Source organism: Jiangella anatolica, assembly GCF_003236295.1.
GTDB lineage: Bacteria > Actinomycetota > Actinomycetes > Jiangellales > Jiangellaceae > Jiangella > Jiangella anatolica.
Genome location: NZ_POTW01000021.1, coordinates 58,239 through 84,182, shown reverse-complemented (window position 1 = coordinate 84,182; position 25,944 = coordinate 58,239). Strand labels below are relative to the sequence as shown.

23 protein-coding genes and 1 tRNA gene are annotated in these 25,944 nt (G+C 72.4%); 18 read left to right on the top strand and 6 right to left on the bottom strand.

The window, feature by feature from the left end; genetic code table 11:
• Positions 1–188: 188 nt before the first annotated feature.
• The gene (locus C1I92_RS11255; RefSeq protein WP_111254746.1) at positions 189–2,111 is read left to right on the top strand and encodes a TIGR03960 family B12-binding radical SAM protein; all 1,923 of its coding nucleotides are present in this window, start codon (positions 189–191) and stop codon (positions 2,109–2,111) included.
• A 504-nt stretch (positions 2,112–2,615) separates the two neighbouring features.
• Complete coding sequence (locus tag C1I92_RS11250; RefSeq protein ID WP_111254745.1) at positions 2,616–3,443, top strand: PhzF family phenazine biosynthesis protein; 828 nt, start codon at positions 2,616–2,618, stop codon at positions 3,441–3,443.
• On the opposite strand, the gene C1I92_RS11245 is transcribed toward C1I92_RS11250, so the two are convergent.
• Complete coding sequence (locus tag C1I92_RS11245) at positions 3,430–4,797, bottom strand: FAD-binding oxidoreductase (protein ID WP_111254744.1); 1,368 nt, start codon at positions 4,795–4,797, stop codon at positions 3,430–3,432. The genes C1I92_RS11250 and C1I92_RS11245 overlap by 14 nt on opposite strands.
• 136 nt (positions 4,798–4,933) lie before the next feature.
• Here C1I92_RS11245 and C1I92_RS11240 point away from each other — a divergent pair, with 136 nt between their 5' ends.
• From C1I92_RS11240 to C1I92_RS11205, 8 genes are all read left to right on the top strand, one after another.
• Entirely contained in the window at positions 4,934–5,635 is a 702-nt protein-coding gene (locus C1I92_RS11240) for a TIGR03936 family radical SAM-associated protein (RefSeq protein WP_111254743.1), read from the top strand.
• Positions 5,636–6,143: 508 nt separating this feature from the next.
• Entirely contained in the window at positions 6,144–9,413 is a 3,270-nt protein-coding gene (locus tag C1I92_RS35270; RefSeq protein ID WP_111254758.1) for a ribonuclease E/G, read from the top strand.
• Between the two features lie 123 nt (positions 9,414–9,536).
• Positions 9,537–9,851, top strand: a complete 315-nt coding sequence (gene rplU, locus C1I92_RS11230) for a 50S ribosomal protein L21 (RefSeq protein ID WP_111254742.1) — start codon at positions 9,537–9,539, stop codon at positions 9,849–9,851.
• Positions 9,852–9,864: 13 nt separating this feature from the next.
• Positions 9,865–10,125 carry a 50S ribosomal protein L27 gene (rpmA, locus tag C1I92_RS11225; protein WP_111254741.1) on the top strand — a complete coding sequence of 87 codons (261 nt, stop codon included), beginning with the start codon at positions 9,865–9,867 and terminating at the stop codon, positions 10,123–10,125.
• Between the two features lie 109 nt (positions 10,126–10,234).
• Positions 10,235–11,578, top strand: coding sequence for a GTPase ObgE (obgE, locus tag C1I92_RS11220; RefSeq protein ID WP_111254757.1), 1,344 nt, complete (start codon positions 10,235–10,237; stop codon positions 11,576–11,578).
• The gene (gene proB, locus C1I92_RS11215) at positions 11,575–12,717 is read left to right on the top strand and encodes a glutamate 5-kinase (RefSeq protein ID WP_111254740.1); all 1,143 of its coding nucleotides are present in this window, start codon (positions 11,575–11,577) and stop codon (positions 12,715–12,717) included. Before obgE ends, proB begins: the two co-directional genes overlap by 4 nt.
• Positions 12,718–12,756: 39 nt before the next feature.
• On the top strand, positions 12,757–12,975 hold the full coding sequence (locus tag C1I92_RS11210; protein WP_111254739.1) for an antitoxin MazE family protein: 219 nt from the start codon (positions 12,757–12,759) through the stop codon (positions 12,973–12,975).
• The gene (locus C1I92_RS11205) at positions 12,972–13,298 is read left to right on the top strand and encodes a type II toxin-antitoxin system PemK/MazF family toxin (protein ID WP_111254738.1); all 327 of its coding nucleotides are present in this window, start codon (positions 12,972–12,974) and stop codon (positions 13,296–13,298) included. Before C1I92_RS11210 ends, C1I92_RS11205 begins: the two co-directional genes overlap by 4 nt.
• Positions 13,299–13,322: 24 nt before the next feature.
• On the opposite strand, the gene C1I92_RS11200 is transcribed toward C1I92_RS11205, so the two are convergent.
• Complete coding sequence (locus C1I92_RS11200; protein ID WP_111254737.1) at positions 13,323–13,979, bottom strand: type 1 glutamine amidotransferase domain-containing protein; 657 nt, start codon at positions 13,977–13,979, stop codon at positions 13,323–13,325.
• Between the two features lie 71 nt (positions 13,980–14,050).
• On the opposite strand from C1I92_RS11200, the gene C1I92_RS11195 reads away from it, so the two are divergent.
• From C1I92_RS11195 to C1I92_RS11165, 8 genes are all read left to right on the top strand, one after another.
• Positions 14,051–14,923, top strand: a complete 873-nt coding sequence (locus tag C1I92_RS11195) for a LysR family transcriptional regulator (RefSeq protein ID WP_111254736.1) — start codon at positions 14,051–14,053, stop codon at positions 14,921–14,923.
• Between the two features lie 20 nt (positions 14,924–14,943).
• Entirely contained in the window at positions 14,944–16,191 is a 1,248-nt protein-coding gene (locus C1I92_RS11190; RefSeq protein ID WP_111254735.1) for a glutamate-5-semialdehyde dehydrogenase, read from the top strand.
• Between the two features lie 17 nt (positions 16,192–16,208).
• Positions 16,209–16,358, top strand: a complete 150-nt coding sequence (locus C1I92_RS34400) for a hypothetical protein (RefSeq protein WP_199521140.1) — start codon at positions 16,209–16,211, stop codon at positions 16,356–16,358.
• Between the two features lie 19 nt (positions 16,359–16,377).
• Positions 16,378–16,983, top strand: a complete 606-nt coding sequence (gene nadD, locus C1I92_RS11185; protein ID WP_111254734.1) for a nicotinate-nucleotide adenylyltransferase — start codon at positions 16,378–16,380, stop codon at positions 16,981–16,983.
• 49 nt (positions 16,984–17,032) lie between these two features.
• Positions 17,033–17,431: a ribosome silencing factor gene (rsfS, locus tag C1I92_RS11180; RefSeq protein WP_111254733.1), complete on the top strand. Its 399-nt coding sequence runs from the start codon at positions 17,033–17,035 to the stop codon at positions 17,429–17,431.
• On the top strand, positions 17,428–18,063 hold the full coding sequence (locus C1I92_RS11175; RefSeq protein ID WP_111254732.1) for a histidine phosphatase family protein: 636 nt from the start codon (positions 17,428–17,430) through the stop codon (positions 18,061–18,063). Before rsfS ends, C1I92_RS11175 begins: the two co-directional genes overlap by 4 nt.
• Before the next feature lie 103 nt (positions 18,064–18,166).
• Positions 18,167–18,239 (top strand) — tRNA-Ala (locus tag C1I92_RS11170).
• A 310-nt stretch (positions 18,240–18,549) separates the two neighbouring features.
• Positions 18,550–18,930, top strand: a complete 381-nt coding sequence (locus tag C1I92_RS11165; protein WP_369124095.1) for a DUF7144 family membrane protein — start codon at positions 18,550–18,552, stop codon at positions 18,928–18,930.
• Between the two features lie 15 nt (positions 18,931–18,945).
• On the opposite strand, the gene C1I92_RS11160 is transcribed toward C1I92_RS11165, so the two are convergent.
• The 4 genes from C1I92_RS11160 to C1I92_RS11145 all read right to left on the bottom strand — a co-directional run bounded on the left by C1I92_RS11160 (position 18,946) and on the right by C1I92_RS11145 (position 25,906).
• A complete protein-coding gene (locus C1I92_RS11160) occupies positions 18,946–21,465 on the bottom strand; it encodes a winged helix-turn-helix domain-containing protein (RefSeq protein WP_111254730.1) in 2,520 nt (839 codons plus the stop codon).
• A 206-nt stretch (positions 21,466–21,671) separates the two neighbouring features.
• Positions 21,672–23,516 carry a glycoside hydrolase family 15 protein gene (locus tag C1I92_RS11155; protein WP_111254729.1) on the bottom strand — a complete coding sequence of 615 codons (1,845 nt, stop codon included), beginning with the start codon at positions 23,514–23,516 and terminating at the stop codon, positions 21,672–21,674.
• 167 nt (positions 23,517–23,683) lie between these two features.
• The gene (locus tag C1I92_RS11150) at positions 23,684–25,084 is read right to left on the bottom strand and encodes an MFS transporter (RefSeq protein WP_199521139.1); all 1,401 of its coding nucleotides are present in this window, start codon (positions 25,082–25,084) and stop codon (positions 23,684–23,686) included.
• Positions 25,085–25,234: 150 nt separating this feature from the next.
• Positions 25,235–25,906, bottom strand: a complete 672-nt coding sequence (locus C1I92_RS11145; RefSeq protein WP_199521138.1) for a GntR family transcriptional regulator — start codon at positions 25,904–25,906, stop codon at positions 25,235–25,237.
• Between the last annotated feature and the right edge of the window lie 38 nt (positions 25,907–25,944).

The window sequence follows — 25,944 nt, the reverse complement described above, 5'->3', positions numbered from 1 at the left end:
GGGCCACGATGTCGGGCGCGGGTTGCAGCTCCAGCGGCCGGGTCTCCACGGACGGTGTCCGGAAGCCGTCCGGCACGACATGCTCGGTCATTCCTGCTCGCCCTCCGACAAGACGCATGAGGTCAGGTCGTGCCCGATGGTTACGATACCCGTGACCGCCCGAATGCCCAGCCGTGAGTAGGACGTCCATGCCCGTCGAGTCCCTGTTCGAGCAGCTCGAGCCGTTGCTGGCCCGGGTGTCCAAGCCGATCCAGTACGTCGGCGGCGAGCTCGGCGCGACGGTGAAGGACTGGGACGGCGCCGAGGTCCGGTGGGCGCTGATGTACCCCGACGCGTACGAGGTCGGCCTGCCGAACCAGGGCGTGCAGATCCTGTACGAGCTGCTCAACGAGCAGTACGGCGTGCTGGCCGAGCGCACCTACGCGGTCTGGCCCGACCTCGAGCAGCTCATGCGCGAGCACGGCATCGGCCAGTTCACCGTCGATGCGCACCGTCCGGTCGCCGCGTTCGACCTGCTCGGCGTCTCGTTCGCCACGGAGCTCGGCTACACGAACCTGCTGACGGCGCTCGACCTCGCCGGCGTCCCGCTGCTGGCCACCGAGCGCGGCGACGAGCACCCGGTCGTCGTCGCCGGCGGGCACTCGGCCTTCAACCCCGAGCCGGTCTCGGACTTCCTCGACGCCGCCGTGCTCGGCGACGGCGAGGAGATCGTGCTCGCGATCACCGAGGTGGTGCGCGAGTGGAAGGCCGAGGGACGTCCCGGCGGCCGCGACGGTCTGCTGCTGCGGCTGGCCGCCGGCGGCGGGGTCTACGTGCCCAAGTTCTACGACGTCACCTACCACGACGACGGCGCCATCGCGGCGGTCGTGCCGAACCGGCCCGGCGTGCCGGACACCGTCCGCAAGCACACCGTCATGGACCTCGACCAGTGGCCGTACCCGCGCAAGCCGTTGGTGCCGCTGGCCGAGACCGTCCACGAGCGGTACAGCGTCGAGATCTTCCGCGGCTGCACCCGCGGCTGCCGGTTCTGCCAGGCCGGCATGATCACCCGGCCGGTGCGCGAGCGGTCCATCGAGACCGTCGGCGCCATGGTCGCCGAGGGCGTCAAGAACTCCGGCTTCACCGAGGTCGGTCTGCTGTCGCTGTCCAGCGCCGACCACTCCGAGATCGGCGCCATCGCGAAGGGCCTGGCCGACCAGTACGAGGGCACCAACACGTCGCTCTCGCTGCCGTCCACCCGGGTCGACGCGTTCAACGTCACCCTCGCCGACGAGCTGTCCCGCAACGGCCGCCGGTCCGGACTGACGTTCGCGCCCGAGGGCGGCACCGAGCGCATGCGCCGCGTCATCAACAAGATGGTCAGCGAGGACGACCTGATCCGCACCGTCAGTACGGCCTACGGCAGCGGCTGGCGGCAGGTGAAGCTCTACTTCATGTGCGGCCTGCCGACGGAGACCGACGACGACGTGCTGGCCATCGCCGACCTCGCCAAGCGCGTCATCGAGGCGGGCCGGAAGGCGTCCGGGCGCGGCGACATCCGCTGCACCGTGTCCATCGGCGGGTTCGTGCCCAAGCCGCACACCCCGTTCCAGTGGGCGGCGCAGGCCTCGCACGAGGTGGTGGACGCCAGGTTGCGCAAGCTGCGCGAGAAGGTGAAGTCCGACCGCCAGTACGGCAAGGCGATCGGCCTGCGCTACCACGAGGGCAAGCCGAGCATGGTCGAAGGCCTGCTGTCCCGCGGCGACCGCCGCGTCGGCCGGGTCATCCGCGCGGTGTGGGAGGACGGCGGCCGGTTCGACGGCTGGGGCGAGCACTTCTCCTACCAGCGCTGGGTCGACTGCGCGGAGAAGGCGCTGGCCGGCGAGCCGGTCGACCTCGCCTGGTACACGACGCGTGAGCGGGACCGCGACGAGGTGCTGCCCTGGGACCACCTCGACTCCGGGCTGGACCGCGACTGGCTGTGGGACGACTGGCAGGACGCCCTCGACGAGGTCGAGCTGGACGACTGCCGCTGGACCCCCTGCTTCGACTGCGGCGTCTGCCCGTCGATGGGCACCGAGATCCAGACCGGCCCCACCGGCCGGACGCTGCTCCCGCTGACGCCCGTCTGACCCGGTCATCCGGCAGGCCGCCCCGTGGTCGTGCGTGAACTGATCGCCGGTGTCCGGCGCCTGCCGCCGCGCGCCTCGTCGCATGAGCGGCAGTACGAGCTCAGGTTCCACGACGGTGGTGCCGCCTCGTGCTCGGTCGAGCGTCTCGGCGACCTGCTCGAGGGCGCACGGACACCGAGAGACCTCCAGGCGGTTGTCGACGCGGCCGACTCCGCGTTCGCGGCCGGTGACTCGTGGACGTTGTTCGAGTGGCCGTCCGGCCGTCCGCTCCCAGCACAGCCGCCGTCGTCGTCGCCGGGCGAGACCCTGCGGCACCGCGGATCCCACGCTCGTCCTCTACCGCGACTCGATCCCGCCGGATCGGCCCGAGGTCCTCGAGCGGGTGATGCGTCTCTGGCTCTGGTCCGGCGTCGATGTCGACCTGTCCCCACCGTGAGGTGGGGGCATTCCGGACCTGTGGGATCGCGGCCGAGGGCGGCCCGGCGGCCTCGTAGGCTGGGAACCGTGCGGATCCTCGTCGTCGACGCGTTCACCGATCAGCCCTTCGGCGGCAACCCGGCCGGCGTGTGCCTGCTGGACCGCACGGTCACCGACGAGTGGATGCAGTCGGTCGCGGCCGAGCTGAAGCACTCCGAGACCGCGTTCGTCGAGCCGGTCGACGGCGACGAGGCGGCCCGGGCCACGCCGGCGGTCGACTACCGGCTGCGCTGGTTCACTCCGGAGGTCGAGGTCGACCTGTGCGGCCACGCGACGCTGGCGACGGCGCACGTGCTGTTCGAGCGCGGCGAGTCGGGCCCGATCCGGTTCAGCACCCGCAGTGGCGTGCTCACCGTCACCCCGGACCGGTCCGGCGCCGTCACCATGGACTTCCCGGCGCTGCCGGCCCGGGCCGCGGCCGCCCCGGACGGGCTGGCCGAGGCGCTCGGCGTCACGCCTGTGTGGACCGGCCGGAGCCGGTTCGACGTGCTCGTCGCCGTCGCCGACGAGGCGACGGTGCGCGGGCTGACGCCCGACCTGGCCGCGCTCGCCGCCGTCGACGCGCGGGGCGTCATCGTCACCGCCCGCGCGGACGAGGAGCCGTACGACTTCGTGTCGCGCTTCTTCGCCCCGTCGCAGGGCATCCCGGAGGACCCGGTCACCGGGTCGGCACACTGCGTGCTCGGCCCGTACTGGGCGAAGGAGCTCGGCCGGGGCGACGGCAAGCGGCTGACCGGCGCGCAGCTGTCGGCCCGCGGCGGCGTCGTCGGCGTGACGCTGCGCGGCGACCGGCTGGAGCTCACCGGGCACGCGCGCACCGTCCTCGAGGGCGAGCTGAGGGTCAGGCCGGGGTGATGTTGTGGTTGCGCCGGAACAGGTTCGTGGGGTCGTACCGGGCCTTGACGGAGGCCAGCCGCGCGTAGCCGACCTCGCCGAACCCGGCCACGACCCGCTGCCTGCCCTCGTCGCCGATGAAGTTGAGGTAGACGGCGCCGGTCCGCCAGGGCCGCACGGCGGCGCAGACGTCGTGGGCCCACCGCCGGCCGCGGGCGTCGTCGGCGGGGTCGGTCCACAGCCCGAACGGATGCACCACCCAGCCGGCCTGACGCCACGGGATCGGGTAGTCGTCCGGGCCGCGGGCCACCGCGCCACCCATGCAGAACAGCACGTGCTGCGACGCCGACGGCACGATCATGCCGGCCGCCTGGGCACAGAAGGTGTCGATGGCCTCGTCCGGCAGCGACTCCAGGTGCTCGGCGGACCAGTAGTTGCGGTAGCCGGGCGGATCGTCCAGCGCTGACTGCAGCTCGTCGTAGGGCAGCTCGGCCACCATGGCGCCGGCCGGCGCCGCTGCGAACAGCGGCGCCGCCAGCTCGCGCAGCGACCGCTCGCTCCCGGCGTGCACGAGCACGACGGCCAGCGCGAGCCGTCCGGCCAGCTCGGCCGGCACGAAGTCCTCGCCCTCCGGGCCGGTGAGGTAGATGGCGCCGCCGCCGAGCGTGTCCGGCGCGTCGTGCATCAGGTCGCGGAACGCGCGGACGATCGCCGGCCCGTCCTCCGGCGGCCAGAGCAGCAGCGCCAGCGTCGACTCCGGCAGCGGGCGCAGCCGCAGCGTCATCGACGTCACGACGCCGAAGTTGCCGCCGCCGCCGTGCAGCGCCCAGAACAGGTCGGGGTGGCTGTCCGCCGCGGCCCGGACGATCTCGCCGCCGGCCGTCACCACCTCCGCCTCGACCAGGTTGTCGCAGGCCAGCCCGAACAGCCGGTCCAGCCAGCCGGTCCCCCCGCCGAGCACGAACCCGCCGACGCCGGTCGTCGAGACCCGGCCACCGGTGGTGGCCAGGCCGTACGGCGCGCAGGCACGGTCCAGGTCGGCCATGGTGGCGCCGCCGCCGACGGTGGCCGTGCGGGCCTCCGGGTCGACGCTGACGGCGTTCAGCCGGCGCAGATCGACCACCAGGCCGCCGTCGGTGAGCGCCAGTCCGCTGACGCTGTGGCCACCGCCGCGCACGGCCAGCTCGAGGCCGTTCTCACGGGCGAACGTCACGGCCAGCACCACGTCGGCGCGGCTCGCGCAGCGCACGATCACGCCCGGCCGGCGGTCGATCATGGCGTTGAAGACGGTCCTTGCGTCGTCGTAGCCCGGGTCGGCCGGGGTGAGCAGGTCGCCGTCCAGCAGCGACCGCAGGCCCTCATGAAGTCCGGTCATCGCTCTGCCCCCCGAAGTCGGATGACTGGTGGGATGGAACGTACGCCCGCCGCATCCGCGTGACAATGGGTCCTTCGACCCGCACCGCCGAGAGGACCGACCCCTGAGCACCGCACCGCACCAGCAGCTACCCGCCGTGCAGCGGCTGCGCGTCCGGTTCGCCAAGCGCGGCCGGCTGCGTTTCACCAGCCACCGCGACTTCCAGCGCGCGTTCGAGCGGGCGCTGCGCCGCGCCGACGTGCCGATGGCCTGGTCGCAGGGGTTCACGCCGCACCCGCGGGTCTCCTACGCCGGCGCCGCGCCGACAGGGGCGGCCAGCGAGGCGGAGTACCTGGAGCTGGCGGTCACCCGGGTCTGCGACCCCGACGAGATCCGCGCCGCGCTGGACGCGGCGCTGCCGCCGGGGCTGGACGTCGTGCAGGTGGTGGCGGCCGGCCCCGGCGCGCTGGCCGACCGGCTGCAGGCCTCCAGCTGGTCGATCGAGCTGCCCGGCGCGGCGCCGGAGCAGGCCGCGGCCGCGGTGACGGCGTTCCTGGCGGCGGAGTCGGTGCCGGTCGAGCGGCTGACGAAGAACGGCGTGCGGAAGCTGGACCCGCGGGCCGCCGTCCTGTGGCTCGCCGCCGACACCGCCGCGGACCCGGTCACACTGCACGCCGTCGTCCGGCACCAGTCGCCGACGGTGCGGCCGGACGAGGTGCTGGCCGGGCTGCGCCTCGTCGCCGGGTTCACCCCGCCGCAGCCGCCGCGCGCCGTCCGGCTGGCCCAGGGGGAGTGGGACGACGCGACCGGCACGCTGGCCGATCCGCTGGCGGACCCGCCCGAGGGCCGCGACACGTGACATTGCGCGACGTGATCTACCGCACACCGTAAGGCGACGGTGCTGACCTGCGGCGATGCCTGACGCCCGAAGCGGGGTCGACACGGTGCGGGCGGCCGCCGTCACGGTTTCCGGGCGGACATGTGCGATACTCGGAACTGGCCGTGCGGTACACGCCGCTCGGTCCGACGACGTCCTCGCCGACGTCCCGCGCGGGTCCGGCTCGGCGCCACCGCATCACCGCACCGGTGATCGGCAGGCGACACTGGTCCCCGCGGAGTCGCTCGGCACGCTGGGATCGCCATGGCGGACCAGCCGCGAGGCGCCCCACCCAAGGGTGCGCCGCCGCGGCGGGCGCTGAGCGGCCCGACGACGCACAGTCCGGTGGACGTCGCCGATCACAGGCTTTCCACCTGTAGCGGCCGAGCCCGGGCGCTCCAGGTGGCCCGATGTAGTCCCCGGTGGACGAGGAGCAGCGCGCCGACGATGGCGCGGCGCCCCATCCGCTGGGCCGACAGGAGTGCACCACATGACGGAAGAGACCCCCGGCTCGTCCGGAGATGTCACCACCCAGCCACGCCGCCGCCGCGCCGCGAGCAGGGCCGCCGGACCGCCGGTCGAGCCGACGCTCCACGACGCCGGCGAGCCCACGACCAGCGCGGACGCTCCGGCCAAGAAGACGGCGAAGAAGGCGGCGGCCAAGAAGACCGTCGCGAAGAAGGCCGCCAAGAAGGCCCCGGCCAAGAAGACGGCCGCCCGCAAGGGCGCCGCGCCGGACCCGCTGCCCGACCCGGAGGCGGCCGACCTCGTCGCCGCGCCGGAGGTCGCCGAGGCGCCCGCGCCGCGCAAGCGGTCCCGCTCGCGCAAGGCCGCGGCGCCGGCACCCGAGCCGATCGCGGTGCCGGCCGACGAGGCCGACGAGGAGCTGGCCGAGGCCAGCCCGGCGTTCGCCCCGTCCGGCCTGGAGAGCGCCGAGACCGAGGCCCGCGCCTCCGCCGTGCTGTTCCAGGCCCCGGCGTTCTCCGCGGCGCCGCTGTTCGCCGCGCCCGACCCCGAGGCCGCGCAACCGGTCCGCGGCCGCCGCCGCGCGAAGGCCGAGCCCGAGCCGGAGCCCGAGGTCGAGGAGACCGAGGAGGAGCCCACCGCCGCCGAGGCTGACGACGCCGATTCCGACATCGACTCCGACATCGACTCCGACGACGACGGTGACGGCACCCGCCGCCGGCGCCGCCGCCGGGGTGGCCGCGGCCGCCGCCGTCGCTCCGACGAGGGCGCCGAGGCCGGCGACGACGACTCCGACGACGAGCAGGGCCGCTCCGACGACGGCGAGCACGAGGCCGACGACGCGGCCGGCGACGACGACCAGTCCGACTCCGACTCCGACGAGGGCGGCAGCCGCCGTCGTCGGCGGCGCCGGCGCCGGCGCAACGACGACGGTGACGAGTCCCGTCCGGACGACCCGCCGAACACCGTCGTGCGGGTGCGCGACAGCCGCGACGTCGACGACGAGGTCACGTCGGTCAAGGGCTCGACCCGGCTGGAGGCGAAGAAGCAGCGCCGCCGCGAGGGCCGCGAGGCCGGCCGGCGCCGTCCGCCGATCCTGTCCGAGGCCGAGTTCCTGGCCCGCCGCGAGGCCGTCGACCGCGTCATGGCGGTCCGGCAGTCCGGCGACCTCACCCAGATCGCCGTCCTCGAGGACGACGTGCTGGTCGAGCACTACGTCAGCCGCGCCTCCCAGCAGTCGCTGATCGGCAACGTCTACCTGGGCCGCGTGCAGAACGTGCTGCCGGCCATGGAGGCGGCGTTCGTCGACATCGGCCGCGGCCGCAACGCCGTCCTGTACGCCGGCGAGGTCGACTGGAGCGGTCTGGGCAGGAACGACGGCCCGAAGCGCATCGAGGACGTGCTCAAGTCCGGCCAGGCGGTGCTCGTGCAGGTCACGAAGGACCCGATCGGCCACAAGGGCGCCCGGCTGACCAGCCAGGTCAGCCTGCCGGGCCGGTACGTCGTGTACGTGCCCGGCGGGTCGATGAACGGCATCAGCCGCAAGCTGCCCGACGTCGAGCGGACCCGGCTGAAGAAGATCCTCAAGCAGGTCGTCCCCGAGGACGCCGGCGTCATCGTCCGCACCGCCGCCGAGGGCGCCTCGGAGGAGGAGCTGACCAACGACGTCGCGCGGCTGAAGGCCGAGTGGGCGGCGCTGCAGAAGAAGGCCTCCGGCAACGCGCCGCAGCTGCTGCACGGCGAGCCCGACCTCGCCATCAAGGTGGTCCGCGACCTGTTCAACGAGGACTTCACCAAGCTCGTGGTCTCCGGCGACCGTGCCTGGGACACCATCGACGAGTACGTGTCCAGCGTCGCGGGGTCGCTGCGCGACCGGGTCGAGAAGTGGGTGGGCACCGACGACGTGTTCGCCGCCTACCGCATCGACGAGCAGATCGCGAAGGCCATGGACCGCAAGGTCTGGCTGCCCAGCGGCGGCTCGCTGGTCATCGACCGCACCGAGGCGATGACCGTCGTCGACGTCAACACCGGCAAGTTCACCGGCTCCGGCGGCAACCTCGAGGAGACCGTCACCAAGAACAACCTCGAGGCGGCCGAGGAGATCGTGCGCCAGCTCCGGCTGCGCGACATCGGCGGCATCATCGTCATCGACTTCATCGACATGGTGCTCGAGGCCAACCGCGACCTCGTGCTGCGGCGGCTGGTCGAGTGCCTGGGCCGCGACCGCACCAAGCACCAGGTCGCCGAGGTGACGTCGCTGGGTCTGGTGCAGATGACGCGCAAGCGCATCGGCACCGGCCTGCTCGAGGCGTTCAGCGAGCCGTGCCCGCACTGCAAGGGCCGCGGGCTGCTGATCCACGCCCACCCGGTCGAGTCCGGCTCGGGGTCGTCCGGTTCCGGCTCGGCCGGCTCCTCCGGGTCGTCCGACGAGGGCCGGTCCGGCCGCGCGGAGCGGCGCGGGCGGCGGCGCAAGGCCGAGCAGCCGGCGGCGCCGGCCCCGGTCGAGGCGCTGACGCCCAAGCTCGAGGCGCTGGCCAGTCCCGGCGAGGCGTCCCCGGCGGACCTGATGCCGGTCGGCGCCAACGGCAACGGCCACCACCACCCGGCCGAGCCCGCTCCGGGCGAGGCGGAGCCGACGCCCCAGCCCGGCGCCGGCCCCGGCACCGATGCGGAGGACGCGACGGCCACGCCGCCCGCGCCGCGACGCCGCCGGCGGGCTCAGCGCGCCGCCGGCAGCAGCACGGCCGCCGGCACCGGCCAGGCGATCGTGACCGGGGGCGACCCGGCGGCACAGCCGGCGGACCAGGCGTCCACCGGCGACTCCGGCGGGCCGGGCTCCGGCCAGCCCGCCACGGCCACCAGCGCCGCCGGTGCGAGCGACGCCACGCCGGCCGACGCCGGCGGCGCCGGCCGGTCCGGCGCCGTGGACGCCACGGCACGGTCCACCAGCAGCGCCGGCGACGCCAGCGGATCCGGCGCCGTGGACGCCACGGCACGGGCCACCAGCGGCGCCAGCGGCATCGGCGCCGGGGACGCCAGCGGGTCCGGCGCCGACGGCGCCGCGCCGTCGTCGTCCACGCCGCCCCCTCCGCCTCCGCCACCCGCGCAGGCGCTGGTCACCGGCCCGGCGCAGGTCGAGGCCGGCGCCACCGGCCAGCCGGCGGCGACCCAGCCGCCGTCCGGCCAGTCCGGCGACCAGGCGGGGGAGCAGACCGGCGAGCAGGCTCCCGAGCCGACCCGCCCCCGTCGTACCCGCCGCCGGGCCGAACGGCCCGCCGGCAGTCCCGTCCCCTGAGTTTGACCCGACCCTGACCAATTCCGTACCCTAGGGCGTCGGCGCTCTTCGCGCCCATACCCGCGTGCCCGCTCCACAGCGGCGGCATGCGCGCCCGAAGCCGAGTGAGAGAGTGAGTCCGCGGTGTACGCGATCGTCCGCAGCGGCGGTAACCAGAGAAAGGTCTCCGTCGGAGACGTCATCGACGTCGACCGGCTCGACAACGCCGAGGTCGGCGCCACCGTCACGCTGCCGGCGGTCCTGCTCGTCGACGGCGAGACCGTGACCACCGACGCCGCCAAGCTGGCCGGTGTCTCCGTCACGGCCGAGATCGTCGGCGCCACCAAGGGCCCGAAGATCCACATCCTCCGGTACAAGAACAAGACCGGGTACCGGCGGCGCCAGGGGCACCGCCAGAAGTACACCCAGGTCAAGGTCACCGGCATCGAGACGAAGTAGGCAGGAACTCGAGATGGCTCACAAGAAGGGCGCCTCGTCCAGCAAGAACGGGCGCGACTCCAACGCTCAGCGGCTCGGCGTGAAGCGCTTCGGCGGCCAGCAGGTCAACGCCGGCGAGATCATCGTCCGCCAGCGCGGCACCCACTTCCACCCGGGCGACAACGTCGGCCGCGGCAAGGACGACACCCTGTTCGCCACGTCCTCCGGCGCCGTCGAGTTCGGCGTCAAGCGTGGCCGCAAGGTCGTCAACATCGTCGTGCCGGCGGGGGAGTGACCCCCGCTCCACGCGAGCAACACACCTGACTCATCAGGGCGGGCCGGTCACATGACCGGCCCGCCCAATTTTGTGAACGACACAGACTGAGGACATACCAGACATGGCCATTCCGTCGTTCGTGGACCGCGTCGTCCTGCACCTGGCTGCGGGTGACGGAGGGCACGGCTGCGTGTCGGTCCACCGCGAGAAGTTCAAGCCCCTGGGCGGCCCCGACGGCGGCAACGGCGGGCGCGGCGGTGACATCGTCCTCGTCGTCGATCCGAACACGACGACGCTCCTGGAGTACCACCGCTCGCCGCACCGCAAGGCGAAGAGCGGCGCCCAGGGCGAGGGCAGCAACCGCGACGGCGCCAACGGCGAGGACATCGAGCTCAAGGTCCCCGACGGCACCGTCGTGAGCACGCGCGACGGTGAGGTGCTGGTCGACCTCGTCGGCGCCGGCACCCGCTACGTCGTTGCGCAGGGCGGCAACGGCGGCCTGGGCAACGCCGCGCTGGCCAGCAAGCGCCGCCGGGCGCCCGGCTTCGCGCTGCTCGGCGAGCCGGGCGAGACCAAGGACGTCGTGCTGGAGCTGAAGAGCGTCGCCGACATCGGCCTGGTCGGCTTCCCGAGCGCCGGCAAGTCCAGCCTCATCGCCGCGATCTCCGCGGCCCGGCCGAAGATCGCCGACTACCCGTTCACGACCCTGGTGCCCAACCTCGGCGTCGTCGAGGCCGGCGACGTCCGCTACACCGTCGCCGACGTGCCCGGCCTGATCGAGGGCGCCAGCGAGGGCCGTGGCCTGGGCCACGCGTTCCTGCGCCACGTCGAGCGCTGCAAGGCGCTGCTGCACGTCGTCGACCTCGCGACCATGGAGCCCGGCCGCGACCCGCTCACCGACATCGACCTCATCGAGTCCGAGCTGGAGAAGTACGGCGGTCTGGACAAGCGGCCGCGGATGGTCGCGCTGAACAAGATCGACGTGCCCGAGGCGCGCGAGCTGGTCGAGCTGGTCCGCGCCGACATCGAGGCGCGCGGCTGGGAGGTCTTCCCGGTCTCCGCCGCCACGCACGAGGGGCTGCGCGAGCTGACCTACGCGATGGGCTCGCTGGTCGCCGCGGCCCGGGCGGCCGCGCCGCCGCCGGAGCCGACCCGCCTGGTGCTGCGCCCGTCCGCCGTCGACGACTCCGGGTTCACCGTCACCGACGAGGGCGAGCGGTACCGCATCCGCGGCGTGAAGCCCGAGCGGTGGATCCGGCAGACCGACTTCACCAACGACGAGGCGGTCGGCTACCTCGCCGACCGGCTGGCCCGGCTCGGCGTCGAGGAGGCGCTGCTCAAGGCCGGCGCCAAGGCCGGCGACGAGGTGGTCATCGGCGGCGAGGACGCGGTCGTGTTCGACTGGGAGCCCAGCGTCGAGTCCGGCGGCGAGCACCTCGGCCCGCGCGGCACGGACTCCCGGCTGTCATGAGCGACGCGGCGGCGACGCGCGCGAGCCTGGCGTCCGCGCAGCGGGTGGTCGTCAAGGTCGGGTCGTCGTCGCTGACCACGGCGCACGGCGGGCTCGACGACGCCAGGGTCGCCCTCGTGGTCGACGCGCTGGCGAAGGCGCGCGCGTCCGGCCGCGAGGTGGTGCTGGTGTCGTCCGGCGCCATCGCGGCGGGTCTGGCGCCGCTGGGGCTGGCCACGCGGCCGCGGGACCTGGCCCGGCAGCAGGCCGCCGCCAGCGTCGGCCAGGGGCTGCTGATGGCGAACTACACGTCCGCGTTCGCCGGCCACGGCCTGCGGGTCGGCCAGGTGCTGCTGACCGTCGACGACGTCACCCGCCGTTCGCACTACCGCAACGCCTACCGGACGCTGCAGCAGCTGCTGAAGTTCGGCGTCGTGCCGGTCGTGAACGAGAACGACACCGTCGCCACCCACGAGATCCGCTTCGGCGACAACGACCGGCTGGCGGCGCTGGTCGCGCAGCTCGTGCACGCCGACCTGCTGGTGCTGCTCTCCGACGTCGACGGCCTCTACGACGGCAACCCGCACAGGCCCGGCGCCACCCGGCTGACCGACGTGCACGGCCCGGCCGACCTCGACGGCATCGACGTCGGCTCGGCCGGCCGGTCCGGGCTCGGCAGCGGCGGCATGGTGACGAAGATCGAGGCAGCCACGATCGCGACCGGCTCCGGCATCGACGTCGTGCTGGCCTCGGCGCCGGAGGTGTCCGCGGTGCTGGCCGGCGACTCGGCCGGCACCTGGTTCCACCGCCGGGCCGCGCGCCGGGCGACGCGGCTGCTGTGGCTGGAGCACGCGACCGACGGACGGGGCTCGCTCACTCTCGACGCGGGCGCCGTCCGCGCCGTCGTCGAGCGCGGCGCGTCCCTGCTCCCCGCCGGCATCACCGCCGTCACCGGTACGTTCACCGCCGGCGACCCGGTCGACCTGCTGGACGAGGCCGGCCGCGCGGTCGCCCGCGGCGTCGTCAACTACGACGCCGCCGAGCTGCCGGCGTTGCTCGGCCACTCGACCAAGGAGCTGGCCCGCGACCTCGGCCCGGAGTACGAGCGCGAGGTCGTCCATCGCGACGACCTCGTCCTGCTCGGACGCCCCCGCCGCTGACGTGGCCTGCGCCGTGCCGTTACATGTAACATCGATGGCATGGCGACGGAGAGCAAGGCTCGGGTACGGGCACATCGCGAACGGCTGCGGGCACAGGGCCTGCGGCCCCTCCAGATCTGGGTTCCCGACGTCACCTCGCCCGAGTTCGCCGCGGAGGCACACCGCCAGTCCGTTCTGGCCGCGGCGAGTGCCGACGCTGCTGATGACCAGGCGTTCGCCGATGATCTGCAGGCCTCCGCTTGGGATCAGGGCGAGTGAGGCGTGGCGAGGTCTGGACGTCTGCCGGACCCGGATATGCGAGCAAACCGCGACCGGTCGTCATCGTCCAGGACGACCGATTCGACGCCACGGCCTCTGTCACCGTGGCGCTGCTGACCACAGACCGGACCGAACTGCCACTGTTCCGCATCCCTGTCGAGCCGGCGCAGATCAACGGTCTGCAGAAGCCGAGTTCCGTGATGGCCGACAAGATCATGATCGTCCGGCGGGATCAGCTCGGTGAACGCGTCGGCCGGTTGACCGACGAAGACATGGTGCGCCTCAACCGGGCCTTGGTCGTGTTCCTCGGCATCGCCGGCTGAGCCCGTAGCCGCTGACAGGCGCGGTCAGGAGACGATTTTCACGACCTGCTCGGCGGCGCCGCGGGCGGACTGCGGGTTCTGGCCGGTGACCAGGCGGCCGTCCACGACCACCTGCTCGGTCCACATCGGGCCGGGAACGTGCGTCGCACCGTGCTCGACGAGGGCGTCGGCCAGCAGGAATGGGACGACGTCGGTGCGGCCGGCCGCGGCCTCCTCCTCGTTCGTGAACGCCGCGACCCGCTTGCCCGCCACCAGGTGGGTGCCGTCGGAGAGGCTCAGGCCGACCAGGGCGGCCGGGCCGTGGCAGACGGCCGCGACCACGCCGCCGCGCTCGTAGACGCCGGCGGCGAGCCGCTGCAGCGCGGCGTTGCCCGGGAAGTCCCACATGGTGCCGTGCCCGCCGGCGAAGAACACGACGTCGTAGGACGACGGGTCGAGGCCGGCGGCCGCCGGCAGGGCGTCGAGGTCGACGGTGGCGAAGAACTCCCGCTGGTCGGTGTCGGACTCGTCGTGGCCGTCGACCGTGGGCCGGCCGCCGGCAACGGAGGCCACGTCGACGTCGAGGCCGGCGCGGCGGAACGTGGCCCACGGCTCGGCGGCCTCGCCGGCGTGGAAGCCGGTGCTCAGGCCGGTGTCGCCGAGCCGGGAGTGGCTGGTGAGAACGATCAGTGCTCGTGTCATGCTCCCATCGTCGGCGCGTCGAGCCATAGCGCACCAATAGCCTTACATGGTCGAGCCATAGAATTCCTGATGTGAACGTCTCCCTGGACCTGCTCCGCAGCTTCCTCGCCGTCCATCGGTCCGGGTCGGTGACGGCGGCCGCGCAGGTGCTCGGGCTCGCCCAGCCGACCGTGACGGCGCAGCTCAAGGCGCTGGAGGCGGCCCTCGGCCGGACGTTGTTCGACCGGCTGCCGCGTGGCGTGGCGCCGACGGCGGCGGCCGACGAGCTGGCCCGCCGCGTCGCCGAGCCGCTGGACGCCCTCGAGTCGGTCACGCTCGCCGACGACGACCCGGCGGCGGTGCACGTGGGCGGCCCCGCGGAGTTCGTCTGCGAGCAGGTGCTCCCGGCCCTGGCCGGGCTCATCGCCGGCGGACTGCAGGTGCGCACGACGTTCGGCCTGCCCGACGGGCTGCTCGACGGGGTGGCCGACGGACGGCTCGACCTCGCCGTGCTCAGCGTGCGGCCCCGGCGTCGCGGCATCGTTGCGGAGGCGTTCTACGACGAGGAGTTCGCGCTGGTGGCGGCGCCGGTCTGGGCCGACCGGCTGGGGCGGGTCGCCGCGCCGGGCGAGCTGAGCTCCGTCCCGCTGATCGCGTACGGCGAGGAGGCGCCGATCCTGCGCCGGTACTGGCGCACCGTCTTCGGCGTCCGGCTGACACGCACGCCCGAGCTCGTCGTGCCGGACCTCCGGGGCGCCCTGGCCGCCACGCTGGCCGGCGCGGGCGCCACCGTCCTGCCGGAGTACCTGTGCCATGCCGGGCTCGACGACGGCGCGCTGCGGCTGCTCGCCGAGCCCGAGCTGCCGCCGCTGAACACCCTCTTCCTCGCCTACCGCCCGCCGGCCACCGCACGGCGGGCCGTCGCCGCGGTGCGCGAGCGGCTGCTCGGCGAACTGCGGCGGTGACGGGCCACTAGAATGGCGGGGTGACCTCCACCGTCGCCGACCTGGGCCGCGCGGCCCGTACGGCCGCCGCCGACCTCGCCGTCCGCACCCGCGCCGAGAAGGACGCCGCGCTGCACGCGATGGCCGACGCGCTGGTGGCGAACGCGCCGGCGATCATCGAGCGCAACGCCGCCGACGTCGAGCGGGCCCGCGAGACCGGCACCGCCGAGGCGATGATCGATCGGCTGCGGCTGGACGAGGCGCGCATCGACGGCATGGCCGGCGGCCTGCGCCAGGTCGCCGGGCTGCCGGACCCGGTCGGCGAGGTGGTGCGCGGCTACACGCTGCCCAACGGCCTGCAGGTCAGCCAGCGCCGGGTGCCGCTGGGCGTCGTCGGCATCATCTACGAGGCCCGGCCCAACGTCACCGCCGACGCCGCCGGGCTGGCGCTGAAGAGCGGCAACGCGGTGCTGCTGAAGGGTTCGTCCAGCGCCGCGGCGTCCAACGAGGCGATCGTCGGCGTCCTCGCGCGGGCGGTCGAGGCCGCCGGGCTGCCCGGCGCCGCCGTCCAGCTGGTCCCGGGCGGGCGCGAGCAGGCCAAGGAGCTGATGCGCGCCCGCGGCATCGTCGACGTGCTGATCCCGCGCGGCGGCGCCGGGCTGATCCGCAGCGTCGTCGAGGAGTCCACCGTCCCGGTCATCGAGACCGGCGTCGGCAACTGCCACGTGTACGTCGACGCCGACGCCGACCTCGCGATGGCGCTGCAGATCCTGCTGAACGCGAAGACGCAGCGGCCGAGCGTGTGCAACGCCGCCGAGACGCTGCTCGTGCACGCCGGCGTCGCCGCCGACTTCCTGCCCACGGCGCTGACCGCGCTGCGCGACGCCGGCGTCACCGTCCACGGCGACGAGCGGGTGCGCGGCTACGACGACACCGTCGTGCCGGCCACCGACGACGACTGGGCCGCCGAGTACCTCTCGCTGGACCTCGCCGCCGCCGTCGTCGACTCGCTCGACGACGCCGTCGCGCACATCCGGCGCTGGGGGAGCGGGCACACCGAGGCGATCGTCACCGGCTCGCTGGCCGCGTCGCGCCGGTTCGCCGCCACCACCGACTCCGCCGCCGTCATGGTGAACGCCTCCACCCGGTTCACCGACGGCGAGCAGCTCGGGTTCGGCGCCGAGATCGGCATCTCGACGCAGAAGCTGCACGCCCGCGGCCCGATGGGGCTGCCGGAGCTGACCACCACGACGTACGTCGTCACCGGTGACGGCCACGTGCGCGGGTGACGGTAGGCTTGCCCACCATGAACACCGTCGTGCTGCTGGCCGAGGAGGCGCACTCCTCGTCGTCGGAGGGTTTCCCCGCGTGGGGCTGGGGCCTCTCCGCGTTCGGCATCCTCGTGCTGCTGCTGTGGATCGTCGTGTCGTTCGGCAAGGGCCGGCCGCACGCCTGAGCAGCGGACAGGCACTACGGTGTCGTCGGTGAACAGTCCGAAGCGCCTGGGTGTCATGGGGGGCACGTTCGACCCCATCCACCACGGCCACCTGGTCGCGGCCAGCGAGGTGCAGCACTGGTTCCACCTCGACGAGGTGGTGTTCGTGCCCACCGGCGAGCCGTGGCAGAAGAGCGACCGCGTGGTCACCCCGGCCGAGGACCGCTACCTCATGACGGTCATCGCGACGGCGTCGAACCCGGTGTTCTCCGTCAGCCGGGTCGACATCGACCGCGGCGGGCCCACGTACACCGTCGATACGCTGCGTGACCTGCGCGCGCACTACGGCGAGGACACCGAGCTCTACTTCATCACCGGCGCGGACGCGCTCGGCCAGATCCTGTCCTGGCGCGACCACGACGAGCTGTTCGAGCTGGCCCACTTCGTCGGCTGCACCCGTCCCGGCCACGATCTGTCCGCCGTCGGGCTGCCCGAGGGCAAGGTCACGCTGGTCGAGGTGCCGGCGCTGGCGATCTCGTCCAGCGAGTGCCGCCACCGGGTCGTCGGCGGCGAGCCGATCTGGTACCTGGTGCCCGACGGCATCGTCCAGTACATCAACAAACGTGGCCTCTACGTCGAGGCATGAGACGCTGGACCGGTCACATCCGGTCCCCGGAAGAAGAGAGGAACGCCGCTTGAGCGCAACCGATCGCGCGATCCAGCTGGCGGTCGCCGCCGCGGAGGCAGCGTCCGACAAGCTCGCCGACGACATCGTCGCCTTCGACGTGTCCGAGCGCATGGCCATCACCGACGTGTTCCTGGTCTGCTCGGCCTCCAACGACCGCCAGGTGCGCTCCGTCGTCGACGCCGTCGAGGAGAAGCTGCGCGGCCTCGGCGCCCGCCCCGTCAGCCGTGAGGGCGAGCGGGAGGGCCGCTGGGTGCTGCTCGACTACGTCGAGATCGTCGTGCACGTGCAGCATGCCGAGGAGCGGGTGTTCTACGCCCTGGAGCGGCTGTGGAAGGACTGCCCGACGATCGAGCTGCCGGAAGAGGTGAACGCCGGACGAGGCCCCCGCTCCGGAGACGGGGCGTGAGCCGCCGCGTCGTGCTCTGGCGGCACGGCCGGACCGAGTGGAACGCCACCGGGCGGTTCCAGGGCCAGACCGACGTCGACCTCGACGATCTCGGCCGGGAGCAGGCCCGCGAGGCGGCCGCCCGGCTGGCCGCGCTCGCGCCGGACCTGCTCGTGTCGTCCGACCTGCGCCGGGCCCAGGACACCAGCGCGCCGCTGGCCGCCCTCGTCGGCCTCGACGTCGAGCTGGACCCGCGGCTGCGCGAGACCTTCGCCGGCGCGTGGCAGGGCTGCACGTCGGCCGAGATCGCCGCGCGCTGGCCCGACGAGCACAAGGCCTGGCGCGGCGGCGACCCGCTGCTGCGCGTCGGCGGCGGTGAGTCCCGCCAGGAGGTCGCCGAGCGCATGTTCGCCGCCGTCACCGACGCCGCCGCCCGGCTGCCCGAGAACGGCCTCGCCGTCCTCACCTCCCACGGCGGCTCCTCCCGGCTGGGCATCGCCGCGCTCATCGGCATGCCGCTGCATCGCTTCACCAACATCGGCGGGCTGTCCAACTGCTCCTGGTCCATGCTCCGCGAAGGCGACGACGGCTGGATCCTGGTGGAGCACAACGCCGGCACGCTGCCCACTCCGGTGGTGATCGAAGAGGGGTGACCTGATACTCTCTCCGAGGTCGTTCGGGCCGCCGATGGGCGGTGCAGCGGCCGATTATGAGGTTCACCTCGCCGTCGGCTAAGCTTACGAAGCCGTTCGGCACGGGGCTGTGGCGCAGCTGGTAGCGCACCTCCATGGCATGGAGGGGGTCAGGGGTTCGAGTCCCCTCAGCTCCACCCAATCCGCTGGTCAGTGGCCATGTTCGAAGTCCTCATCGAGGACCGCATGGCCGCTCACCACAACTCCCCACTTTCCGACGCGCGCCCCCATCGAGCACGTCGCGCGCCGTTGGATCGTGGCCACCATGCCCGGTTCCTCCGGACGCGATTCACCCTCCGGGGGTGATGCGGCTCCTCGCCGCGGGGGAGAGGGTCTGGAGCAGCCCGGTGCGAACCACGTGCCGGCAATCGACCGCCCGAGGGCAGGTGCGACATGACAGACCCGCACATTCCCGGAGAGCTGCAAGACGACTATCGCGAGCCGAGTATGTGGGCCGTGGGCTGGACCGTCTTCGCCTCAGTCATGATGGTCATGATCGGCGTGTTCCACGCCATCGCCGGACTGGTCGCCATCTTCGACGACGACTTCTTCACGCAGGTGCGTGAGTATGTCTTCGACTTCGACGCGGACACCTGGGGCTGGATCCACCTGATCCTGGGCATCGTGCTGGTGTTGGCCGGCGCCGCCCTGTTGACCGGGTCCGTCGCGGCGCGCGCCGTGGGTGTGATCCTGGCCGCCCTGAGCATGCTGGCGGCGTTCGCGTGGCTCCCGTACTACCCGATCTGGTCCGTCGTGATCATCGCCGTGGCGGTCACCGTTGTCTGGGCGCTGACCGTCCACGGCCGAGACGTCACGGCCGTCAGATGACTCCGGCACCTGACGTCAGCGCCGGATGGCGATCATGGAGCGGACGGCTTCAGCCGCCTCGGCGCGCGAGTTGACACCCAACTTGCGGTAGATGAGCTTCACGTGGAACTTCAGGGTGTTGACCGAGATGCAGAGCTCGTCGGCGATCTCAGGAAGAGAGAGCCGACTGGGCAGGAACCGCACTACGTCGCGCTCACGTCGGGTGAGTGCTTCCCCGGCAGCCCCGCCTCGACCCGCAGGCAGCTCGCCGCGGAGCGGCGCCGCGATCCGTCGCAGCCGGTCCAGCCAGGAGCTCGGTAGTTGCCAGGCGGCATGTTCGATGAGCTCCACGACCTCCGGGCCCTCCGAGACGACGGTCTGGACCAGGCCGTTGACGGCCGCCGTCTCAGCTGCGGCGGCGGCGTACGACACTGCCCTCTCGCGTGTGTCGGTGGCGCGCGACAGCAGGAGATTGCGTACCACCTGGTGGCGTACACAGCGCGGTCGCGCGGATTCCAGGGACGCGGTCGCAGCCAGCTGCTGTCCTTCGGCGAGCAGCAGCCTGGCGCCGCAGACCTCCCGCCAGAACGGATCGATGATCTGAGCCGACCAGCGGCGTGCCCGCTCGATGTCGCCCGTGGCGAGACTCAGCCGGGCAGCGACGCGGGCCACCAGAGCTCGGCTTCCCGGACCGGTCAACTCGGCCTCCGCGAGGCTCTGCGCGCGGTCGAACACCTGCCGGGCGGTCTCGAGGTCGCCGTCGTCGACGTGGGCCTCTGCCCGGTTGAGTAGTGCCAGCACTCTGCAGTACAGCACCGGGTCCGGCGCCGTCTCGGCGATCTCGGCCGACTCGGCGACAGCACGAGCGCGATCGCCGAGCTCGCGGTGCGCGAGCGCTTCGGCCGTCGACACCTCCGCTCCCAGGATCGTCATACTGGCGACAGACGCGGCGTGCCGCACACCTGAGGCGACCCGTACGGCATTGATGGGTCGTCCCGCCAGGGCTTCACCGAGTGCCCTGGTGCCCTCGAAGGCCAGCCGGCGACGAGGATCGATACTCAGTGCGATGCCGGCGGTGCGGATGTCCTCGGAGCTGTCATCCCACCGCTCATCGAGGGCGAGGGCACGTGCGACGGAGTTCCATCCGAACCTCCCGATCGGGTCGCGCCACCACGCCGAGTCCAGGTCGTCGCTGGTTCGGAGGGCCAGGTTCGTCCCGGATGCCCAGTCGCCCAGCATGGTCGCGGCGATCGCACGGAGCATCGTCAGCCGAGCAGACGCGACGCGGGCCAGGTGCTCGGACCGCGCCGCCCACCAGCTGATTCGATCGACGGCGTCGAGGAACCCGCGGCGATCGACCAGGACGTGGCACCAGGCAAAGTCCAGCATCGACGCGAAATCGGCCATGGCCACCCGCGGCGGGATCTTGCCGAGCGTCTGGACGATCGTCGCCTCCTGACCCGCGTCGTACAGCTCGACGTTCTTGGCCGCCAGGAGCCGGAGCGCTGCTCGTGGCAGGCCCGCACGCAGCCAGTGATCGAGTGCCAGAGGGGTCTCGTCAGCCCCTTCGAACCACCTCGCCGCGCGCGCGTGCAGATCCGCCAGGAGATCGGCGGACTGTCTGCTGAGCTGGGCGACAAGGACCTGGCGAACCAGCGCGTGCAGCTCGAACCATCCCGAGGTGTCGACGCGCGTCAGGAAGAGCCCACGCGCCTCGGCCTGGAGGAGCAGGTCGAGGATGTCATCGCGGTCGGTGAGCGCCTTCGCGAGGCTGACGTTGACGCGTTCGACGACAGCGATGTCCGCGAGCGCCGTGGTCACGGCGGGGCTCTCCGCGCCGAGCACCTCGCGCACCACGTAGTCCTCGATCATCAGGCCGGCGTGGGCGGCGGGCCGCGCGGCTCGCTGCTGCGCGTGGGCCGCACGTGCCGCGAGGGCCATCAGCCGGATCCCCGCAGCCCAGCCGTGTGCGTGACGCACCGTGTCGGTCACCTGGTCGCGCGTCAATGCCGGGGCAAGCCGGGACAGCATCTCCGCTGCCTCATCGGGCATGAACCGCAACTCGGCGAAGTGGATCTCGCGGAGTTGGCCGCGGGCGCGCAGGCGGTCCAACGGCAGCCGTGGATCGCGCCGCGAGAGCAGCACCACATGCAGCCAGTCCGGCAGATGAAGCAGGAACAGAGCCAGCGACCGGGCGGCGGTGGTGTCGCCGTCCACCAGGTGAAGATCGTCGACGATCAGCGCGGCCGGTGGCCGGCCGTCGGCGTCGAGACCGTCCACGAGCCGGTGGACGGCCGTGGTCACCGTGCTGGGACGCAGGAACAGGGGAGACGCGTCGTGTCCGCAGCCCGGTGCCAACGTCTCCAGGGCGGCTACCACACCTGACCACAGCCTGGCGCTGTCGGCGTCGGTCTCGTCGAACGACAACCACGCGGTGGGCGTCGTCGTCTCCGCGGCCCAGCCGGACACGAGCGATGTCTTGCCGGCCCCCGCCGGAGCCGTCACGACGGTGAGCGGAGCTCTCACCGCTTCGTCCAGGAGCGAGGTGAGCCGCACCCGGCGCACGTGGTGCTCTGGTGTCCACGGCGGCCGAAGCTTCGACCTGAACGACGACGACGTGGCAACTGACGTGCGCGGCGGCTGGCTCTGCGTCTCTCGGTGCACCGTCCCACCCCCCTGACGGTGCCCCCATACTAGCCCTGATCTTGCGTGTGCAGATCGCGTATGGGCTGGTGATCGCTCCCTTCACCCGGCCTTGGGGCTCACCCCTCGATCAGGGGATCGAGCGCGGCGGCGGCCGTGATCAGCGCCAGGTGACTGAACGCCTGGGGGAAGTTGCCGAGCTGCTCGCCGGCGCTGCCGATCTCCTCTCCGTACAACCCGAGATGGTTGGAGTACGTGAGCATCTTCTCGAAGGTCAGCCTGGCGTCGTCGAGCCGTCCCGACTTGGCGAGTGCGTCGACGTACCAGAAGGTGCACATCGAGAAGGTGCCCTCGCTGCCGCGCAGGCCGTCGGGCGAGGCGCTCGGATCGTAGCGGTAGACCAGGCTGTCCGAGACCAGTTCGTCGTCCATCGCGCGAAGCGTGGACCGCCACATCGGATCGCGCGGCGAGACGAATCCGACCAGCGGCAGATAGAGGTTGGCCGCGTCGAGCACCGACGTGTCGTAGTGCTGCACGAAGGCCTGCCGGTTCGGGTCCCAGGCCCGGTTCATGACCTGTCGGTAGATCGCATCGCGCGCGCCGGTCCAGCGGGACAGGTCGGCCGGCCGCGCGCGTCGCGTCGCCATGCGAATCGCGCGATCGAAGGCCACCCAGGACATCACCCGCCCGTAGGTGAAGTGCTGACGCCCTCCGCGGGTCTCCCAGATCCCGTCGTCAGGGGAGTCCCAGTGGTCGTACAGCCAGTCCACGAGGCGCGTGATGCTCTCCCAGCCCCGGTGCGTCAGCGGCAGACCGTGTGCATCGCCGAGCTCGACCGAGTCGAGGGCTTCGCCGTAGATGTCGAGCTGCAGCTGGTCGAACGCGCCGTTCCCGATGCGAACCGGCCGGGATTCGCGCCATCCTGCGAGGTGGCCGAGAATCTCTTCCGTGAGGTCGGACGACCCGTCGACGCGATACATGATCTTGAGTGGCGAGACGTGGTCGCCGCCGGCGGAGTCGACCGCCTCGTCGACCCGGTCGCCGAGCCAGCGCAGGAATGCCTCGGCCTCGGCGGCGTACCCCAGACCCAGCAGGGCATAGATGGAGAACGACCCGTCGCGGACCCAGGTGTAGCGGTAGTCCCAGTTGCGCTCACCGCCCACCTGCTCGGGCAGGCCGGCCGTCGGCGCGGCCACCACCGCACCGGTCGGCTGGTACGTGAGCAGCTTCAGCGTCATCGCGGACCGCTCCACCTGCTCGCGCCAACGCCCGCGGTACCGCGAGCTGGCCACCCATCGCCGCCAGAAGTCCCGGGTGTCTTCGAAGACCGCCAGGATCTCGTCGCGGGTGAGCTCCCGCGGCGGGCCCTCCGGTGCGGTCTCCAGGACGATGCCGCCGACGTCACCGGCGGAGGCGCTCACGACGGCGCGGAACCCCTCACCGCTCGGTGACAGCCGCGCCTGGTCCGCGGCGGCCCCGCCTGGGCGACGGACCACGTGCACGGCGACGTCGGGACCGTTCGCGCCGTGGAACAGCACGCCTGAGTCGGAGATCTCGGTCTTGTGCGATCCCCTGCCGTAGTCGAAGCGCGGTTGACAGTCGATGACGAACCGCATGTGCCCGCGGACGACGCGGACGACGCGGACGATGCGGTGATGCCGGGTGGCGGAGCCCTGGAGCACCGGCATGAAGTCGATGACCTCGCCCACACCCTCCGACGTGAGGAACCGCGTGATCAGGATCGCGGTCCCGGGAAGATAGAGCTGCTTGCTCTGCCAGCCGTCATGGTCGGGCGCGATGCGGAAGTGGCCGCCCCCCTCGGCATCGAGCAGCGACGCGAAGATGCTGGGCGAGTCGAACCGGGGGCTGCAGAACCAGTCGATCGTGCCGTCGCGCGCCACCAGCGCGCTGGTCTGGAGGTCGCCGATCAGCCCGTGATCCTCGATGGGTGGATAGCGGTTCATGGGTCCTCCCGATGCCTTGCGGCCTGCTGCCTGGGAGGATCGCTGTCGCCATCTCGACCTCCCCGCCTGAGACCACGACGCGATCCTCCTGCCCGATCGGGTGGCGCGGCACCACCCGCGGAGGGGCGGAGCGCCAATCTCCGCGGCCGGCGACGTCGACGTGGCCGTCAGCCGCTCGGCCGGCGTCGCGATGGCAGGCGCAGGGCGGCAAGCAGGCCGATCAGCCCGGCGGCGGCGAGGACGGACATGGCCAGGCCGTAGGACCGCTCCGGTGTCGCGGTGAGCCCGGCCACGAGCACGGTGCCGGCGATCGCCGTCCCCAGAGTCGAGCCGAGATTCGAGATGCTGCGAGACAGCCCGGAGATCTCGCCCTGGAGGTCCTCGCCGAAGCTGGACTGCACGACGTTCACCGACGGCGTCAGCATCGCGCCGAGCCCGAGGCCGATCAGCAGCAGGCCGGGCGCGAAGGCCCACGCCGAGGGCGAACCGACGACCATGAGCAGCAGGACACCGATGCCTGCGATGGTGAGGGCGAATCCGGTCACGATGAGGGTCCGCTGGGCGCGGCGCCTGGCCAGGCGCTCGGCTGCCAGCGACGACATCAACAGCCCGGCGGTGGCGGCGGTGAAGATCAGGCCGGTCTCGATGGCGTTGTATCCCCGTACCACCTGCAGGAACGTCGCTACGACGAACGAGGACCCCATGAGCAGCAGCCACTGGGCGTTCTGCGTCACCAGGGCGAGGTTCGCCGTCCGGTTGCGGAACACCGCCGTCGACAGCAGGGCCTCCTCGCCGGCTCGTTCCTTGGCCCGGATGAACAGCACGAACCCTGCCAGGATGAGCGCGCCGACGACCAGCAGCACCAGCATCAGCCAGGCGTTGTCGTCGGCGGCCAGGATGCCGGTGACCATGAGGATCAGGCCGGTCGCCGAGAGCACCGCGCCACGGACGTCGAAGGTGCGGTCCGGCTCGGGCGGCAACGGGTCGTGCAGGTCACGGCTCATCCAGACGATCACCGCGATCACGAGCGCCTGGAACACGAACGCCGCCCGCCAGCTGATCGCCGACGTGATCAGGCCGCCGATCAGGGGGCCGGCAGCGCCGCCGATGCCGCCGAGCGCGCTGATCACGCCGAAGGCTCGCGCCCGCGAGGTGACCTCGGTGAACAGCAACGTCGCCAGGATGTAGACCGGCGGGATCAGCAGCGCTGTGCCGATGCCCTCGAGGATCGAGTTGCCGAGGATCAGCACTCCGAGCCCGGGTGCGGCCGCACTCAGCAGAGCCCCGACACCGTAGATGATCAAGCCGGCCAGGAAGCACCGTTTCCGGCCGTATTTGTCGGTCAGCTTGCCGCCCGGGATCATCAGTGCCGCCATGACCAGGAGGAAGATCGTGATGGCCACCTGCACGCCCTGCACCGTCGTGTCGAGGTCGCGGCTGATGTCGTTGATCATCACGTTCATGTTCGAGCCGGCGAAGCTGCAGATGAACTGCGCCAGCGCGAGCGGGACGAGGACCCTGCGCAAGGCCTTCGGCGGCCGCCCCGACGACGTCGTGTTCTCGACCACGATGCACCCCCTTGCCGGGAGATCGCCTGCGACCCGGCCCGGCGGACGCCCTCGCGGGACGCGCTCCACGGCTGTCTCGATGCTGTCACGATCACCGGCACGTGACCAGGTGTTCGGCGGGTCGATCCCGCCGGGCCGGCCACGGCGTGCTCAGGACTGCGAGTTGGACGCGAGCGCCAGGACGCGTGTCCGGGCAGCGTGGAGGTGCTCACTCAGCCGCGCACCGGCGGCATCCTCGTCGCCGGCGAGGATCGCGGCGAGAATCGCGGCATGCTCGGCAGGGATGGACTCGCGGGACGCGGCCTTGTGCGCGGAGAACAGGCCCATGGTGAGCTCGACCTCGCCCAGGATCAGCTCATGCATGCGGCTGAGCCGCTCACTGGCTGTGCCGCGGACGAGGGCGGCATGGAAGGCGATGTCCGCGGCGACGATCTCCTCGTAGTTCCCGCCTGACGTCGCGGTCTCGAGCGCGCGCTGCGCTCGGCTCGCGGGCTCGGGTACGCGCGCTTCACGGGCAAGGATGCGGACGGCGGCACTCTCGACGGTCTCGCGGCTCAGGAAGAGGTCGACGATGTCACGCTGGCTCAGCTCGGGGACGACGGCGGTCTTGTGCGCCGATCGCCTCAGCAGGCCGACGACCACCAGTCGCTCGACGCACGCCTTGGCGGTGGGTCTGGCGACTCCGTATTCGCTGGTGAGACGGGCTTCGGTGACCTTCTCGCCCGGCTTGAGCTCCTCGTTGATGATCCGCCGTCGCACGGATTCGTACAACGCGTCGGTGAGTGACGCGGGAGCGAGCGCGAAGGCCTGCCGATTGCTCACGGACCCATTGTGCCAGATCGGCGACCAAAGCTCGTTGT